This window comes from Methanobacterium petrolearium (genome assembly GCF_017873625.1).
Classification (GTDB): domain Archaea; phylum Methanobacteriota; class Methanobacteria; order Methanobacteriales; family Methanobacteriaceae; genus Methanobacterium; species Methanobacterium petrolearium.
Genome location: NZ_JAGGKL010000012.1, coordinates 1 through 16,645, shown reverse-complemented (window position 1 = coordinate 16,645; position 16,645 = coordinate 1). Strand labels below are relative to the sequence as shown.

Sequence of the window (16,645 nt, the reverse complement as noted above, 5' to 3'; positions counted from 1 at the left end):
GTTTTTTTCAATCCCTAAAATAATTAGTTAAAAATTAATAAAAAAGGTTGGAACCTGGTGTTACTGTATTCTGGCAGTTTCCAGGTTCATAGGAGTTTTTGTCTCTATTTTATAACTTCTGTAGATGCTGCTGGCCAGGTCCAGGGTTTTGTAATTATCCCCGTGGCAGATTAAGATCTTCTCGGGTTTGGGACTTATGCGGCGCACGTAATCCATGAGTTGCCGGCGGTCAGAGTGTCCACTGAATCCTTCGATGGTGTTAATGCCCATTTTTACATGGTAAACATTGGTTTTCCCTTCTTCTTTGAGGGGTATTTCTTTCCAACCTTTCTGTAGTCTGCGTCCCAGTGAACCTTCAGACTGGTATCCTACAAAGACCAGTGAATTTCTCTCATCCTCACATAACCATTTGAAGTATTCCACTGAGTTTCCACCGGTCAACATACCTGATGTGGAGAGTATGATGGATGGTTCTCCTTCTACAATCTCTCTACGCTCATCAATACCGTTAACTTTATGGAAAACGTCGGAAATGAAGGGGTTGCGGCCCATATGGAATATCTGGTCCCGAAGGTCTTTGCTGAGGTACTCTGGTCTGGCGGTGTGGATGGCGGTGGCCTCCCAGATCATACCATCGATGTAGACTGGAACTTCGTCAATGATGCCGTGGCGTATGTATTCATCTAAGACTATCATCAATTCCTGTGCCCTTCCTACTGCAAAAACAGGGATCAATACTTTCCCTTTCTGTTCCAGGGTGCTGTAAATAGTTTTTACAAGTTTTTTCTCGGCATCATTCCGGGTGGGCTGCACATCTTCATGTCCACCGTAGGTGCTTTCCATCACCAAAGATTCTATGCGTGGAAATTTTGACACTGCTGGTTCCAGGAGTCTGCTTCGTTCAAATTTGAAGTCACCAGTGTATACAAAGTTGTGTTGCCCATCACCAATGTGCATATGAGTGATGGCTGAACCCAGAATATGGCCGGCGTTGTGTAGTGTGAGACGGATGTCTGGAGCTATATCAGTGACTTCCCCATAGTCCAGAGTTATGGTGTGTTTAATGCTTTTTTTAACATGTTTCACATTGAAAGGCAGGGGACTGTCCTCTCGGTGAGCTATATCAATGTGATCTAGTTGTAAGAGGGTCATAAGGTCTCTGGTGGGTGTAGTACAGTACACTGGGCCCTCATAACCATAATGATAAAGGTATGGTAAGAATCCGGAGTGGTCTAAGTGTGCATGTGATATTATAACTGCATCAAGGTCGTCTAAGACAAATTCCGGGACGTTTAAATAGGGATATGAACTTTTATCATCGGTTCCTGCCACGTTAACTCCACAGTCCAGGAGTATCTTACTGTTTGAGGTCTGCATAAATAGAGAGGATCGTCCAACTTCACGAAAACCACCCAGGGCAGTTAGTCGAACCCATTCATTCTCCGTGTATACTGGACGGTGAATTCGATTTCCTAACTCTTGCAGGATCTTCTTACGCTCTTTACTATTCTTGCGGAGTGTTCGTCGGACCCGTTGAATTATCTCTGAAGAAATAGGTGGCGTCCGTAGAATTTTAGGAGCCCAACCTATTTGTTTAACAATTTCTCGAGAGGTAGACCCGTATTTACCAATCACAAGTCCTGGTTTTCTGGCTTCGATTATGACTTCACAGGTCACATCATCAAATGATATATTTGTGATCTTGGCCTCTTCAGGAACTATGCTGTGGATACGGTTGATGGACTCCTCTGGCTCGGTGAGCACTGACTTATGGGAACGGATGATAATCCGCTTCCTTATGTCTTTGGCCAGATCCCGGATGAGATCACCATTTTCGGTGATTATTTCAGGGTTTTTGGTGTAAATAACCACTTCTGGTCCTTCAAATTCTACTTTGGCCACTTGTACTCGGCTGGGCAATCTTTGTACTATTGTATTTTTGATTTCTTGAATCTCTGAACCCATAACATCACTTCTAGAAAAATAGAAAACAGTTAAAGCCCGTGTGAAGGGCTTTTAAATAATTATTCGATGAATATATAAAAATTAGTTTATTTTTTTTATTTTTTTGTCAACTTCTTCCTCGGATAGTTTTTTAAATCCTTCTTCCTCGGTAATGGTGGCCACCCGTATTCCATTGCCTGAAAAGGCATCTCTTTCCATGGCGGCTTTCAGGGCTCTTATGGCCACATCAACACCTTCTTCCACATAGAGATCCTCACTGTAACGATCTTCTAGGACACCGTAGGCCATGGGTGAACCAGAGCCGGTTGCGATCATCATGTCCTTAATTACTCCTCCAGTGGGATCCAGGGAGTAAAGTGCAGGTCCTTTATCATCCACTCCTCCCAGAAGGGTCTGGACTAAGAATGGATAAACTCTGGATGAGTGTAATATGTTGGAGGTGAGGGTGGCTGCGGCTTCTACGTTGATTCTTTTACCATTTCGGAGTCTGAAAAGTGCCACTTCGGCGCTGATGTATTTCATCAAACTCTGAGCATCAGAAACAGCACCAGCAATGGTGGTTCCAATATGATCATCAATTTTGAAGATCTTATCGGCTACTTTGTGGGCTACGAGATTGCCCATGGTGGCTCTTCTTTCGGTGGCAAAAACAACTCCGTCTTTACAGGTTAAACCAACAGTTGTAGTGCCTTTAAGTCGATTTTCATCATTCATAGATACACCTCAAAAAAACATAAATAAAAAATAGCTTAGCTTTCTAGTTGCTACTTTAAAATTCATGGTATATAAATATTGCTAGTTAAATTTCACTAAATTACCAGCTTTTTGTGTCCTTTTTTTAATGTCAGGCCTATATAAGTCTTTTCATTATCCATCCTTTTTGGTCGTAGTTGACACTGTGGAATTTCCAGTTGCTATGAACTGATTTTCGCAGATAAAAGAATGTTAAAAAAAGAAGATATTAGAGAGTTATTAAACCTTTTTTTAAAAAACTAATCAGGTTATAATAACATCTAAACTGTCTTCAGAAATTCCCGTTTTGATTTCACGGGATATTCTGCGCCCCATGCTCATGAATTCTCCGAAGAGGAGATAGCTGTAGGCAGAGGTATGCATGAAAGTGTTGGTTCCTCCATCTATACGGGCGCTCATTTCAAAGACAATAACTTCTACATCATCGTTAACCAGGGTCTGCAGGCAGAATGGGCCGTTCATGCCTGGTGGCACCAATTTCTTAGCACCTTCCACCAAGTTGTCTCCAATGTCAAAGACCTGGGTAAGTAGGGATTCTCTCATCACTACTGGATGGTTACCGGTTATTACATAGGAAGGGTCCATTCCAATATCTAACTGGTCTTTGGCTGGGATTCTGCACAGTCCATCAATGTTGGATTCAAAGCGACTGTCCATACCCATAACCTCCACCTCATCTTTAAGGGCAGAGTAGAAATAGTGGATGCAGTAGTTACAACCAGAAACATATTCTTCAATATGGGCCAGGTCAACGTCTTCTTCACTGATCCAGTTTCTTTTGAGCATGGAATCTATTTTTTCGTGGAATTCATCTGTTGATGAGGCTACAAAGTAACCACGACCTCCCCTTGCTCCAGGAAATTTTACCATGACTGTTCGGTCAATATCTGAAGGATCATTATATTTGTGGGGAATTCTGATGTCGGATTCAACCATCAATTTCCTTTCTAAATCTCTTTCTGCTTCCCATCGTAGTATATCTCGATTACCGAACATTGGCACGTTGAAATCATCCTCGACTCTGTCCAGACCGGCATAGGCCACGAATGATCCGTGGGGGATCACGATACTGTTCATGTCTCGTAATTCTTCCTGTACTTCGTCGTTTACAATGTCTTTGAATTTATCCACCATAATATAATCATCAGCTACTTGGAAGCGTTTGTAGGGGACTTCACGACCTTTTTCACAGACCACTGCAGTGCGGAATCCCTCATCTTTGGCTCCTTTTAATATGTGCAGGGAGGTGTGACTTCCAAGGGTGGCTATAGTTATTTCATCCTTATCATATTCATTGAGGATGTCTAAAATTTCGTCTCGGTTTACTTTACCCAAATACATCCCTCCATTTAAAATTGTTTAAATTGACTTTTAGTTGTGGTGATAGTTATGTTTTGTGTCTTGAATTTTTATCAACAATTCTTCTTAAGGGATTATCAAATTAAAAATTTTACTAGAATAAGAACTTGTTTACATGGCATAATCAGATTCAAATAAATAAAAAATGTTTGATCTGTCTTTAAAAAAATTTTGATTAACCCGTAATTGATTTAGAAAAATAATTTATCCTTTTTTTATCTATTTCCGTCGGCGGAAAATCTTTTTTATATCTTTGAGGGTTATGTTGGATTTGATATCATCGTTAACAGTGGCGCAGGGCGCAAGGGCACAGCAACCAAGGCAACCCACGGATTCCATGGAATATTCCCCATCCGGGGTGACACCTTCATCTGGCATGTCTAAATGCCGTTTTATTCCATCTATAATATTATCTGCACCTTTAACATGGCATGCTGTGCCAGTGCAGACAAGAATATGATTTTTTCCCCGGGGGGTGAATCTGAACTGTGAGTAGAAGGTGGCAACTCCATATATCTCACTTTCCGGAACTCTGGTGAAGTTGGATACATCTTTCATCATTTCTTCAGGAAGATATCCGAAGTTAGCTTGAATATCCTGCAGGATAGGGATAATATCTGATTTTGTTCCTGGGTATGCGGATAATATTTCCAAAAGACCTTTTTCCATTAATAATTCTCCTAATTTTAACTTGTTTTCTATTGATGTTTCATGGTTTTTATAGGTATCTTCAAAATCTGTAATTCCATTTTAGCATTAGGTGTCCAGGAGTATCATATGATCATTAACATTATACCAATGAAAAGTTCTATATCATACTCTTATGAAGGGCAAGGTCATAGGTGACATTTTGGTTTTGAAAGATAATGCAGAGACCAATAGAACAGATGATCCTCAGGAACTTTTAAAAATTCCTGGTGTGAATCGTGTGGTGCGTCTTGGTCGGATAAAGGGGCCTAAAAGGGAGCCTGATGTGGAAGTTCTTGTAGGTAATGGCACAGAGACGGTTCACCGGGAAAATCACTGTTTCTTTAAACTGGATGTTGCCAGGATAATGTGGTCAAAGGGAAACACCACAGAAAGAAAGAGGATGGCAAAACTGGTTGAAGAGGGTGAGACTGTTGTTGATCTTTTCAGTGGTATTGGTTATTTCACCATACCCATGGCAGTGCATGGAAATCCTGGTAAAATATATGCAGTGGAGATAAATCCGGTGGCTCATGCTTATCTATCAGAGAATGTGGAGATAAATCACGTACAGAATGTGGTTGAGCCTGTTCTGGGGGATTGCAGAGATGTTGCACCGCGAAATGTTGCAGATAGGGTTTTAATGGGATACATAGGAAATACTGATGAGTATCTTAATGTGGCAATGGAGGTTCTCAAAAGTGAGGGCATAATTCATTATCATGAATCTGTTCCGGATAAACTGAAGTTTATAAGGCCTTCAGAAAGGGTTAAAAGGGCTGCAGAGGGATTTGATGTGGATATTTTAAATCAGAGGGTTATTAAGAAGTATTCTCCCGGGGTTTATCATGTTGTGGTTGATGCCCTGATTATTAAATGATCGTGTTAAGTTGGGGGAGTTAACCTAATTAGATTATTATAAAGCAAGGTTTTTAAATTAGTAATTGATAACTCACGTATTTCGATGATTCACTTTTTAAGGGTATTAAAATTTTGATTTAGTGGCGTTTATAGTGATAAATATTGGTTTAAATCATTTAAAATTTGTTAAACTGTTTTCTGTTACTCGATTATTCAATTTTTAATGAGGATAAGTGGGGGTATGATGAATAACTATATAATATACTTCAAACATATGTTGATAGCGTCAAACAATATTGTTTAAGTTCTGTAAGGTGGGGAGACTATGGCGGCGATGAAAATTTTAGTGGTGGAAGATGAAGGTCTCACTGCGATGGAAATTCAGAGAAAACTGAAAAATTGGGGATATGATGTCCCATCATTTGCTTTTTCACGTAAAGAAGCTGTTAAAAAGGCTAAAGAAATAGAACCAGATCTAATTTTAATGGACATAATGCTTAAAGGCAAAGGGGATGGAATAGATGCTGCTCAGGAAATAAAACAAATTCGAGATATTCCTATCATTTATATAACTGCTTACGACGATGTTAAAACCCGTGAAAGAGCTGAAATCACCAATCCCACTGCATACCTAATCAAACCATTTGATGAAAGAGAACTACAGAGTAAAATTCAAACAGCATTATCTGAACATAAACTAGGAAAAAAATTGTTAATTATTGGAAAACGGCTTGATAATAAATTAAAGAACTCTGGAGTAATATTAATTGATCACAAGGGATGTATTACTTATATAAATGGTTTAGCATCTGATTTAACCGGTTTCATGCAGCATGAAGCCATGGATAAAGAACTAAATGAAGTTTTTCCCATTGAAGGAATAGAAGATAAAGATTTGAAAAGTTACATAAAAAGCATCATCAGTGATAATACAACCATCACAGCCAAGTCTATTCTACATGATAAAGGGGGTAAGAATGTTCATGTGGAGTATAAGATAGCTCCAACTATAGATGAAGAAGACGGAATTTTAGGGGTTGAACTGATATTTGAAGATATCAGTCAGGAAGTAAAGGATGAAAAATCCCTCATGGAACGGGAAAAGAAATTCAGGGGCATTTATTACCAATCCATGTTGGCAACAGAGATATTTGATCATGACGGAAAACTCTTGGATGCCAATCCAGCCTGCCTCCATCTATTTGGTGCAGAAAACGCCGACCAATTAAAGAAATTTAACCTTTTTGAAGATTTCAAACTGAATCTTGAAGAAGTAAAAAATCTAAAAAATGGTTTAGAAGTTAAATTTGAATGCGAATTTGATGAAGAAGAATTATCAGAACTTGGATTTCACAAAAAAATCAACAAAGGAGCCATATACTTAAGCCTTTTCATAACTCCTCTAAAGATAGACGAAGTTGTTAATGGATATTTAGTTCAATTCCAGGATGTCACTCCTCATCGCAAACTAGAAGCCTTTCTTAAGAGTAATGAAGAAAGATATCTAAAGATTTTAAACACTTTAGATCAGGCAGTGATAGCATTCAACGATGATTTGAAATGCATATACTCTAATGACATGGCAAATAATTTTTTCGATGTTGAAACAGAGGATATGATTGGCAAATCCTTCCAGGAGTCTATGAAATCTTTTTGGGATGGAGAATTGGAACACATGTGCCTGGAAACACTAAAATCCGGCAAGACCGACAGCATGATAAAAATTCTCCCGAAGGATGGAATACCTACTCATGTTGAAATCAAACCTTATAAATCATTTGAAGGCCTAACAATCATTTTAAATGATGTTACGGGGATTAAACAAACTGAAGAAGAGCTCAAAAGAAATGAAACATTGTATCGTTCTGTGGTAAATGATCAAAGCGAGATAATATGTCGTTTCAACAAAGATTTCGAGTTAACATTTGCTAATGAGACATATTATCATTATTTTGGCTTTGATGGCGAATCTAATCATTTATTCTCACTTCCAGATGAAGATATGGAAAGAATGAAGGTTCAATTTAAGACATTTGATGCAGAAAACCCTATCAAAGTTTTGGAAGGTCCTATAAAAATACCGGATGGAGTCATTAGATGGTGGCAATGGGTTACCCGAGCTAACTTTGATGAAGATGGAAATATTTCAGAGTACCAGTCAGTAGGACGTGATATAACCCTACACCATGAGGCCATGGAAGAACTTCAGAAAAATATAGAAAAACTCCAATTTTTGGTAAAAGAGAAAAGTAACAAATTAAATGTTCTTAAAGAATCGTTTGAACTGGAAAAAACAGAACACAAACAGAAAATAAGTTCCATGGAAAAATTAAACGCGGACATGGTTAAAAAATATGGCGAAGAAACACAAAAACTTTCAGAAACCATAAATGGTCATGTTAAAGAGCTGGACTCTTTTAAAGAAAAAGAAAAAACGTTTAAAGATAGTTTGAAACTTGCCCAAAAAGATCTTGAAAGCAAAACCATTGAAGCTGCTGATTCAAGTAGGGCTTTACATGTAGAAATCAGTGCCCATAAAAAAACTGAAAAAAATCTGGAGAAAACATCTCTTGATCTGGAAGAACAACGTGCCAAAACCAATGCAGCGTTATCTCAAATCAGTAATCTTGAAAAAGAAATCACAAAAAAGGAAGCAAACCTTTCCACGATTCAAACTGATTTTCAGAATGAAATATCAGAACTTAAACAAGAAGAACACAGTATTCAGGAATCTCTTGAAAATAGAGAAAAAACTCTTAAAAACGTTTATGATGGAGTTAAAACCAATATGCAGATGATATCCACTCTTAATAGGCTCCATTCTGAGTATGTGACTGATCAGATGGTTAAAAAATTGGAAGATGGCCGTAGTTACCTTCGATCCTTTGGAATGGTTCATGAGAAGTTATACCAATCTGAAAACCTGGAAACAGTGGATTTAGGTCAATACCTTGAAAATATCCTTGATGATATTTCACGTTCCCACGGAGCAAAAAATGTGGATATCAAGACAGAAACCAACGAAATTTCTTTAGATATGGAAAAAACAGTGCTATCTGGTTTGATAATAACTGAACTGGTCATCAATTCTTTAAAACATGCATTTACTGATGAACGCGTAGGAAAAATTAAGGTGGAAGTGGATCGTGTTCATGATGATTTAATTATTAAGGTTTCTGATAATGGTATCGGAATCCCTCCTCAAATATCAGTGAAAACAGAAGATTCGTTTGGCTTACAACTGGTCAGGACTTTTGTAAAACAATCTGAAGGTTTTATGGAATTTAAATCTGATAAGGGGGCTGAATTCATCATCAAAATTCCAATACAGGAGGGTTAGTTAACAAAGAGTTAAATCCGATTTATAGATTTCAAGTTACAGAATTAAACTGGATTTTTTGAAGTTTAAATCCAGTAAATAAGATTTAAGTGATTTACTTTTTGTAAAACATGAAATTTTACAATTTAATGGTTAAATTTTTTTAAACCAGGGCAATTCTTAAATATAAGATAATGGATGAGTTGTTCATTTTAGGGGGAGGTTCCCAAAAAATTATTAGACTGGATATTTAATAGTTACTATAGTTTTCAAATTCCTTTAATCAATAGAGTAGATGATCATTTTCCGTGATTCGTCACTTTATTTAGACAAAAGGAGGTGGCGGTTGTGGATCTCGATGAATTAGAAATTTTGCTGGTAGAAGATAATCCTACCGATGCTGAATTAACCATGAGAGCTCTAAAAAGAAATAATTTGGCTAATAAGTTGGTTTGGGTTAAAGATGGGGAAGAAGCACTGGATTTTATCCATGCAAAAGGTCAGTTTGCTGAGAGGAATCCTGAAGAATTGCCTAGATTGATACTGCTGGATCTGCGCATGCCTAAAGTAGATGGGTTTGAAGTTTTAAAGAATATAAAGTCAAATGAAAACACTTGCAGAATACCGGTTGTGATTCTCACATCATCAAAAGAGGATCAGGATGTTGTGGAAAGCTACAAGTTGGGTGTGAACAGCTATGTGGGTAAACCAGTTGAATTTGACAACTTCATTAACGCAGTTTCTACTCTGGGATTATATTGGATGTTGATAAACAAGCCACCATAATGGTTTGTATGATATTTAAAGTTTTATCATGTAAATTTATTAGATTATGGGGAGAATAACGCGTGGTGGGGAGAACATATGGGAGATTCTATTAGAATTTTAATTTTAGAGGATGTTCCTTTAGATGTGGAGTTAATGGAAGCTGAACTTAAAAGGGATGGCATAAATTTTATTTCTCGTCGTGTGGAAGAAGAAAACGAATATCGAAGAGAGCTAAAAAAATTCCAACCAGATGTTATTTTGGCTGATCATTCCCTTCCTCATTTTGATGGTATTTCAGCAATGAACATATCTCAAGAAGTTTCTCCACAAACTCCATTTATCTTTGTCAGTGGGCAGATGGGAGAAGAATTTGCGGTGGAAATGCTTAAAAAAGGAGCTACTGATTATGTTCTCAAACATAATCTTTCAAAATTAGGACATTCAGTTAAAAGAGCTCTTAACGAGGCAGAAGAATATCTGGAGAAGAAAAGGGCCCAGGATGAATTAGCAAAAAGTGAAGAGAAGTACAAAACACTTTTTGATCTATCATTAGATTATGTGGTGGTCTTAGATCTCGATGGCAAAGTACAGGATATAAATCAGCGTTTAGAGGAAGATAGTGGTTTTTTAAAGGATGATTTCATCGGAAAGGATATTAATAATGTTTTTAAGTCAATGATGAATGATTCTGTATTTGATGAAGATTTTATGCATGGTTTTCTGGCAGGTGACAAAACAACTCCAATAGAAATTAAAGTGGATAGGGATAGGGGCATCAGATATTTTGAACTGCACCATGCTCCTATAATGAAGGAAGGAAAGGTATTTGCCATTCAACTAATATTCAGGAACATCACTCGACGTAAAAATGATGAAAGGGCTTTGATTGAGAGTCGTGAACGTTTATATGATGTAAATACTTATTTGGAAACAATAATAAATGCTTCCCCTTTTGCTATTGTTGATTTGTGCCCTGATGGTAGAGTAAAATCTTTATGGAACCCGGCAGCCGAAAACATCTTTGGCTGGGGGAAAGACGAAGTTTTAAGTGAAACTTTGCCTTTTATAAACGAAAATAATGTGGAAAAATGTCAAAAAGCCATTAACAGTGCACTTTTGGGTGAATCGAAATCTGATGTTGAACTGGAATGTGCTAGAAAGGATAATAAGATCATATACACTATGATGGCCACAGCTCCCCTTTTAAATGTAGAGGGAGATATTCAGGGCATTATGGCTACTTTTGCTGACATAAATGACATGATTGCTGCTGAAAATTTGATAAAGGCATCATTAGATGAAAAAGAGGTTCTTTTAAGGGAGATTCATCATAGGGTGAAAAATAATCTGCAGATCATCTCCAGTCTCATGAGTTTGCAGTCTGAGTACACCCAGGAACCGGAAATCCTGAAAATGTTTCAGGAAAGTAAAAATCGTATCAGGTCTATGGCTTTGATCCATGAAAAACTGTACCAATCTAAGGATTTAGCTCATATTGACTTTGCAGAGTATCTGAAAAGTTTGGTAGCCATGCTTTTAGGTTTTTATCATGAAAAAAGTAATGATATCAATGTTATTTTAGACTGTGAAGAGGTAAATCTAGAAATCGACACTGCCATATCCATGGGACTCATTGTGAATGAATTACTTTCCAACTGCTTTAAACATGCATTTCCCGGCAAAAAAAGCGGTGAAGTTATAATTAATCTTTCAGAAGATGGAGAAAATTATTTACTTGTAGTATCTGATAATGGTGTGGGAATACCTGAAGATGTTGATATAAGGAGCACTGATTCATTGGGACTTCAAATTGTCCAGACTTTAACTATACAGCTTAAGGGTAATCTGGAACATGAGACTAAGGGAGGAACCACATTTAGGATCGCATTCCCAGATAGATCCTGAGGGAATTATAAAAAAATCTTCCAATATTTACTTATCCGGTTTTAACCATCTGTTGTAATGGTATTTAAATATTAAGCAGTAATCATGGTTTAACATTCAGTTTCATGTGTTTTAACATTAAATTCAGGTGAAATTCAAATTTAAAATAAGTTATATTTAAAATAAGTCAAATTATAAAATAATTTTGGTTATAAGTTTGTTTTAGGATATTTTTTCCAGTATAGTATGGCTTAAAAAGTCTTCTTTTAAATATTTTTCATATACCGGTAATCTTTCTTTTAACTGGAATCCCATTTCTTCGGTAAGGAGTTTAAGCTCATCCATCTCTGGCCAGGGGGATTCTGGATTTACATAATCCTTTGTCAAGGGAGAAACACCTCCCCAATCATCTGCACCAGCCAGTAAAAAGATTTGTGCTGTGTTGTGGTTAAGGTTAGGGGGGACCTGCACTCCACATTCTGGAAAAAGCATTTTGGTAACTGCAACTGTGCGAATCATATCTAAAAGTGATGGTTCAGGATAATCAGCCATTACAATACCAGGTTTTGGTTTGAAATTCTGAATAATGATCTCCTGGATATGATGATATTTGTCCTGAATTCTCCTTATCTGGAGGAGTGAATCTGCCCTCTCATCTACACTCTCCCCAATACCAATAAGAAGTCCAGTTGTGAAGGGTATTTTTAATTTCCCCGCATTTTCAATGGTTTTAATTCTTAATTTGGGATCTTTTCCAGGGCTATTCTGGTGAGCTGGACCTTCCATCAATCGTTGACTGGTAGTCTCCAGCATCAGACCCATGGAGGCGTTAACTTCCTTTAACATTTTAAGCTCATTTTTTTGAAGTATACCAGGATTGCTGTGTGGCAGCAAATCAGTCTCATCAAGGGTTCTCTCGCACAGATGATAGAGGTATTCCAGCATTCCCTCAAAACCAATCTTTTCCAAGGCATCTTTGACCTGGGGAGTTGAATCGGCCTGTTCTCCGAAGGTGAAAAGAGCTTCTCTGCAACCAAAATCATCTGCCTTGCGGATAATGTCCATAACTTCTTGGGGGTGCATGATGAGGGTGGCATCAGGAGCTTCAGGATCCCTGCGAAAGGTGCAGTATCCACAATCATTTCGACATATGTTGGTTAAAGGCAGGAAAACATTTTTAGAAAAGGTTATGTTGTTGTTTTCCCGGAGTGAATTTGCCTCTTTCATCAATTGTAAAACATCTTTTCCCTGCACTCCCAGTAGGGAAATCAGTTCCTCTTTAGATAACATTTTTTATCCTTTAGTTATCTCAAGTTCCATTTAATTGAATTTTATTTGATATTTTAACTGAATATCGTTCGATATTATTTTTTTTATAAAAAAGTATAGTAAATTGCATATTTTTTTAGTTGTGGGAAGTTTTTCATGCTTCCAAGGCAGAAACCACCAGTTCAACAAACATTGGTCCCACACCGCTTTTATCTTTCCATAGAACTATAAAAACAGCAACATCATCCAAAACGCCCATTCCATAATCTGCATGGCAGTTCATATTTTCAAAAGATTCTTTAAGGCGATATATTCCATATATATCGGTTTCTCCTTGGATGTTCACCTGGGAACGGATCTGTTCATCCATGATGGTGATTACGTCAGCAGTTTCATCAGAGTACATATCCAGTTGTTTGGCATCTAGTGTTTTAAAAATCTGGGAGATGGTAGGACCAAGCTCTTCTGGTTTTATTCTTTGGCGCGATCTTCCCCTGACTATCAGTAATTGAGTGGTGTCCATTGCTGCTTTGGATCCTTCAAAGGCTTCTAATTGCCCCATGATTTCCCCGGCGATTTTACGTGTCTTCAATTAGTTTCCTCCAGACCATTGATTATTTCTGCTTTCAGTTCACCCATGGTGGCTACTTTTTCTGCGAATGCATTGTGACGGTGAATACTTTCCTCGTTAACCTGCTGGACAGTAATCAGAGTATCATCTGGCAGGTGAGAGAAATCCTGCACGATCTTTTGTATCATGTTCCGCACACAGTCCTCCACAAACATGGGGTGCTGGTGGGCGTGAACCACAACTGCGTGTTCATCAGTACGTTTCAAGAGTTCACAAACTGATGAACTCATGGAGTCTTCAATGATCTTGATGATGTTTTCTCCCCTGATTATCTGCTGGGCTGGTACTTCTATCATGATACTTCCCCTGCCTCGTTGGTTGTGGGATGCGAATGTAACAGTTTCTAAAACTTTTTCAGTGGTTTCTTCATCCAGAAATTCCAGGAGCTTTTGTTTGGAACTTTCTTTAACAGTTTCCTGGGCACAGGGGCACACAGTCATCCCTATTACTTCTGCTCCGATCATCTTTCTGATAACCACGCCTTCGTCAGTTCGGTAGCCAATGGCATCTGCCATGATCTTGGTCATTTCTTGGGTTTTGTGCTTGGTTACTGGTGACTTTTTCATGATCATGAAGTCACTTTTCATACTTACTTCGGCTCGCTTGGCATATTTGTGTTTTTCAAGGAGTAAACTGACGATTTCAGCACATAGTGACTCGATTTCAACAGCATTTCTTTCAACAGCTTCTTCTAAGACGTCACTTATGGCTTCAGGATTGCGTGACATGTGGATTCCCCTCTGTGTGCTGGGCAAATCCACATAAGCATCGAAGGTGGGTAAAAGAACAATGGGTCTTTTGTTATCTCGTTCTATCTTTAAGAGCTTTTTAACCCCTTTAACCCCTACTCTAGTAAGGTGTACAGGGATAGTAGGTGACTTTTCCTGAGTATCAGGTAAACACGGTGTTTCCAACTTTTTCACCCCGGAGTTCAATAAATGAGAAATTTTTTTTTACTATGTTAACTATTCTATTTTGTCATTTAGATGAGGGAATATAAAAAGAGTTGTATTAATATGGTGGTGATGTTGCATTTTTAAATTTTTCATTTGGATTTCCATATTTTTCATGAGGGGAGTACTGCCCTAGGAGGGCAGTTGATAATTATGCTAAATTTTTAAGGTTTTCTTTGAATTCAAGGATATCCATGTCTTTTAAACTATCTTTATCAATTGAACATGCTCCGTAAATATCTTGGGCACGTTTAGCCAGAATTTTCCCTGATTTGTCCTTTTCAACCACTACCACAATTTTCTCAGTATTTAATTCTCCCATTTTTCTTTCTATATCATTTTTCACATGGGATATCTTCTTTTTGATTGGTTCAAGGGCACTTTCAGGAATCTTGGGGTTTAATATGCGCATATCTTCTGCTTTTAATGGCACTCCGGCCACAACTATTCTTTGAGGTTCCACCCCCCAACGGGTTAACAGTTTTTTGAAGTTACTTTTACTGGTGAGAAATACGAATTCTCGAGAGAGACTTTTAACTTCTTCTCCCACATCTTCTTTCTCTAAAACGCCAAATTCTACCAAAATCAAATCAATTTTATTTCTAACATCAATCAAATGATTGCAAAATTCTTCTGCATCTTCCTGATCTAAGGTATGGGTGGGACGGCTGGAGTAAATGAATTCCTCTGTTTTAATAATCTCTTTTAAAATTTCTCCATAGATAGATGAATCAATTTTACCTTCCTGTGGTGTTTTAAGTTTTTCAGTACTTTTTGTTGATTTACCTGCTTTTTTCAGAAGGGATTGCGCCTGATGGTACCGGATTTTATTCATATGATCTCCTCAAGTGTTATTTTGTCTATTTTCCCTTAATTTGTGGCTCTACATTTATATTTGGTAGGTTAAATTATAAAAAATGGTGAAAATGTATCCTGAATTTCTTTGAATATTTTTTTTGTTTCATCTTTTACTATAGATTTCCCATGAGGTTGAAACGCTTTTTCATTGAGATTTTTGTCCATCAATACTTTTATCATTTTAAGGTTGGACTGGGCCATACCACGCTGACTGTAACCACCCTCCAGAATAAGGGTCATTGTTGGACTTATTTTTTGCATGTAACCGGCAGCCCATGAATAAAAATCATCATCTAAACTGAGGCTGGAGAGGGGATCTTCCTGGTGCCCGTCAAAACCAACATCTAAATAATAGAAATCTGCCTTAAACTGGCTGCAAACTGGTTTTAAGATCTTTTCAAGTATATAGATGTAGTCTGAGGTTCTTGAACCAGGGGGCATAGGTATGTTCAAATTAAAACCCTCTCCTGCGCCACTGCCAGTTTCTCTAATAAATCCTTTCCCTGGGAAAATAGTCCGGGGATCCTGGTGTATTGATATGTAAAGGACGTGGGGGTCATGGTAAAATATTTCTGCTGTTCCATTACCGTAATGGGCGTCAAAATCGAATATTAAAAATTTTCTGATTCCATGTTTTTTTCTAATATACTTTAGAGCCACAGCAAGGTTGTTGATTAAACAGAAACCCATTGCCCGGTATGGGGTGGCATGGTGTCCAGGGGGACGTGCCAGTGAATATGCAAAATCACTTTGTCCCAACGTGAGTTCTGAGGCTCTAATGGCTCCTCCAGCAGCTAATTTTGCAATTTCGTAGCTATGGGGAGAGGCGTAGGTGTCATAGTCAAGATAACCACCTCCACTCTCAGTGAATGATTTTAAATGATTGAGATGTTCTTTTGTGTGCACAAGCAGGAGATCTTCATCATTCGGTAGGAATGGTTGGTGAACATCCAGTTTATCCAGTAGGCCCCCTTTTTGGAGTGAATCTATTAGAACTTCAAGTCGCCCCTGATTTTCAGGATGGGTTTCAAGTTGGTGTTTTGCGTATTCAGGGGAGTTAACCAGTGAAATCACACAAAAAACCTCCAATGGATACTATAAAACGATTATGATAAATATCCATTTTTAAATTGGTAAATATTGTTTTATAATTTTAATAATCTCTTATTATGGTGGTGGTATTGATTTTGTGAAATTTTGCCTGATTTAATCCATGTATTTTAATATATGGGGTTGGTGAATTGGTTATGGGGATATTATCTTTACTAGAGCATTCTACTTGAACTGAGGTCTTCTTTTACTATGTTTAGTACGGTTTGGGTGTAGGTTCTCTGCACG

At 37.8% G+C, this 16,645-nt stretch carries 13 protein-coding genes; 4 read left to right on the top strand and 9 right to left on the bottom strand.

The features are described 5' to 3' along the window. Positions 1 to 60 precede the first annotated feature (60 nt). The 4 genes from J2743_RS10395 to nuoE all read right to left on the bottom strand — a co-directional run bounded on the left by J2743_RS10395 (position 61) and on the right by nuoE (position 4,746). Positions 61 to 1,965, bottom strand: a complete 1,905-nt coding sequence (locus J2743_RS10395) for a beta-CASP ribonuclease aCPSF1 (RefSeq protein ID WP_209626945.1) — start codon at positions 1,963 to 1,965, stop codon at positions 61 to 63. An 81-nt stretch (positions 1,966 to 2,046) separates the two neighbouring features. Then, positions 2,047 to 2,679 (bottom strand): archaeal proteasome endopeptidase complex subunit beta, encoded by a 633-nt coding sequence (gene psmB / locus J2743_RS10390; protein WP_209626942.1) that lies wholly within the window; start codon positions 2,677 to 2,679, stop codon positions 2,047 to 2,049. 282 nt (positions 2,680 to 2,961) lie between these two features. Beyond that, entirely contained in the window at positions 2,962 to 4,053 is a 1,092-nt protein-coding gene (locus J2743_RS10385) for a formate--phosphoribosylaminoimidazolecarboxamide ligase (protein ID WP_209626940.1), read from the bottom strand. Between the two features lie 243 nt (positions 4,054 to 4,296). Then, complete coding sequence (gene nuoE, locus J2743_RS10380; protein ID WP_209626939.1) at positions 4,297 to 4,746, bottom strand: NADH-quinone oxidoreductase subunit NuoE; 450 nt, start codon at positions 4,744 to 4,746, stop codon at positions 4,297 to 4,299. Positions 4,747 to 4,900: 154 nt separating this feature from the next. Between nuoE and J2743_RS10375 the strand changes: the two genes are divergently transcribed. From J2743_RS10375 to J2743_RS10360, 4 genes are all read left to right on the top strand, one after another. Continuing rightward, positions 4,901 to 5,644: a class I SAM-dependent methyltransferase gene (locus J2743_RS10375; protein WP_209626938.1), complete on the top strand. Its 744-nt coding sequence runs from the start codon at positions 4,901 to 4,903 to the stop codon at positions 5,642 to 5,644. Between the two features lie 306 nt (positions 5,645 to 5,950). After that, positions 5,951 to 8,965: a PAS domain S-box protein gene (locus J2743_RS10370; RefSeq protein WP_209626936.1), complete on the top strand. Its 3,015-nt coding sequence runs from the start codon at positions 5,951 to 5,953 to the stop codon at positions 8,963 to 8,965. 327 nt (positions 8,966 to 9,292) lie between these two features. Then, positions 9,293 to 9,730 (top strand): response regulator, encoded by a 438-nt coding sequence (locus tag J2743_RS10365; protein ID WP_209626935.1) that lies wholly within the window; start codon positions 9,293 to 9,295, stop codon positions 9,728 to 9,730. Between the two features lie 78 nt (positions 9,731 to 9,808). Next, the gene (locus J2743_RS10360) at positions 9,809 to 11,617 is read left to right on the top strand and encodes a histidine kinase dimerization/phosphoacceptor domain -containing protein (RefSeq protein WP_209626933.1); all 1,809 of its coding nucleotides are present in this window, start codon (positions 9,809 to 9,811) and stop codon (positions 11,615 to 11,617) included. 201 nt (positions 11,618 to 11,818) lie between these two features. Here the strand turns inward: J2743_RS10360 and cofG are convergent, their stop codons facing one another. From cofG to J2743_RS10335, 5 genes are all read right to left on the bottom strand, one after another. Further along, positions 11,819 to 12,886 carry a 7,8-didemethyl-8-hydroxy-5-deazariboflavin synthase CofG gene (gene cofG / locus J2743_RS10355; RefSeq protein ID WP_209626931.1) on the bottom strand — a complete coding sequence of 356 codons (1,068 nt, stop codon included), beginning with the start codon at positions 12,884 to 12,886 and terminating at the stop codon, positions 11,819 to 11,821. Positions 12,887 to 13,019: 133 nt separating this feature from the next. Beyond that, complete coding sequence (locus tag J2743_RS10350) at positions 13,020 to 13,457, bottom strand: DUF2120 domain-containing protein (RefSeq protein WP_209626929.1); 438 nt, start codon at positions 13,455 to 13,457, stop codon at positions 13,020 to 13,022. Next, on the bottom strand, positions 13,454 to 14,410 hold the full coding sequence (mptA, locus tag J2743_RS10345; RefSeq protein WP_209626927.1) for a GTP cyclohydrolase MptA: 957 nt from the start codon (positions 14,408 to 14,410) through the stop codon (positions 13,454 to 13,456). The genes J2743_RS10350 and mptA overlap by 4 nt, the downstream gene beginning before the upstream one ends. A 190-nt stretch (positions 14,411 to 14,600) precedes the next feature. Then, positions 14,601 to 15,284 carry a SepCysE family protein gene (locus tag J2743_RS10340; protein ID WP_209626925.1) on the bottom strand — a complete coding sequence of 228 codons (684 nt, stop codon included), beginning with the start codon at positions 15,282 to 15,284 and terminating at the stop codon, positions 14,601 to 14,603. Between the two features lie 68 nt (positions 15,285 to 15,352). Then, entirely contained in the window at positions 15,353 to 16,381 is a 1,029-nt protein-coding gene (locus J2743_RS10335; RefSeq protein ID WP_209626923.1) for a histone deacetylase family protein, read from the bottom strand. Positions 16,382 to 16,645: the final 264 nt, after the last annotated feature.

Bases quoted from the DNA above. Each gene is read 5' to 3' on its own strand.
- nuoE (WP_209626939.1), bottom strand. From the start codon at position 4,746: ATGGAAAAAGGTCTTTTGGAAATATTATCCGCATACCCAGGAACAAAA.
- cofG (WP_209626931.1), bottom strand. From the start codon at position 12,886: ATGTTATCTAAAGAGGAACTGATTTCCCTACTGGGAGTGCAGGGAAAA.
- J2743_RS10370 (WP_209626936.1), top strand. From the start codon at position 5,951: ATGGCGGCGATGAAAATTTTAGTGGTGGAAGATGAAGGTCTCACTGCG.
- J2743_RS10360 (WP_209626933.1), top strand. From the start codon at position 9,809: ATGGGAGATTCTATTAGAATTTTAATTTTAGAGGATGTTCCTTTAGAT.
- J2743_RS10375 (WP_209626938.1), top strand. From the start codon at position 4,901: ATGAAGGGCAAGGTCATAGGTGACATTTTGGTTTTGAAAGATAATGCA.
- psmB (WP_209626942.1), bottom strand. From the start codon at position 2,679: ATGAATGATGAAAATCGACTTAAAGGCACTACAACTGTTGGTTTAACC.
- J2743_RS10395 (WP_209626945.1), bottom strand. From the start codon at position 1,965: ATGGGTTCAGAGATTCAAGAAATCAAAAATACAATAGTACAAAGATTG.
- J2743_RS10340 (WP_209626925.1), bottom strand. From the start codon at position 15,284: ATGAATAAAATCCGGTACCATCAGGCGCAATCCCTTCTGAAAAAAGCA.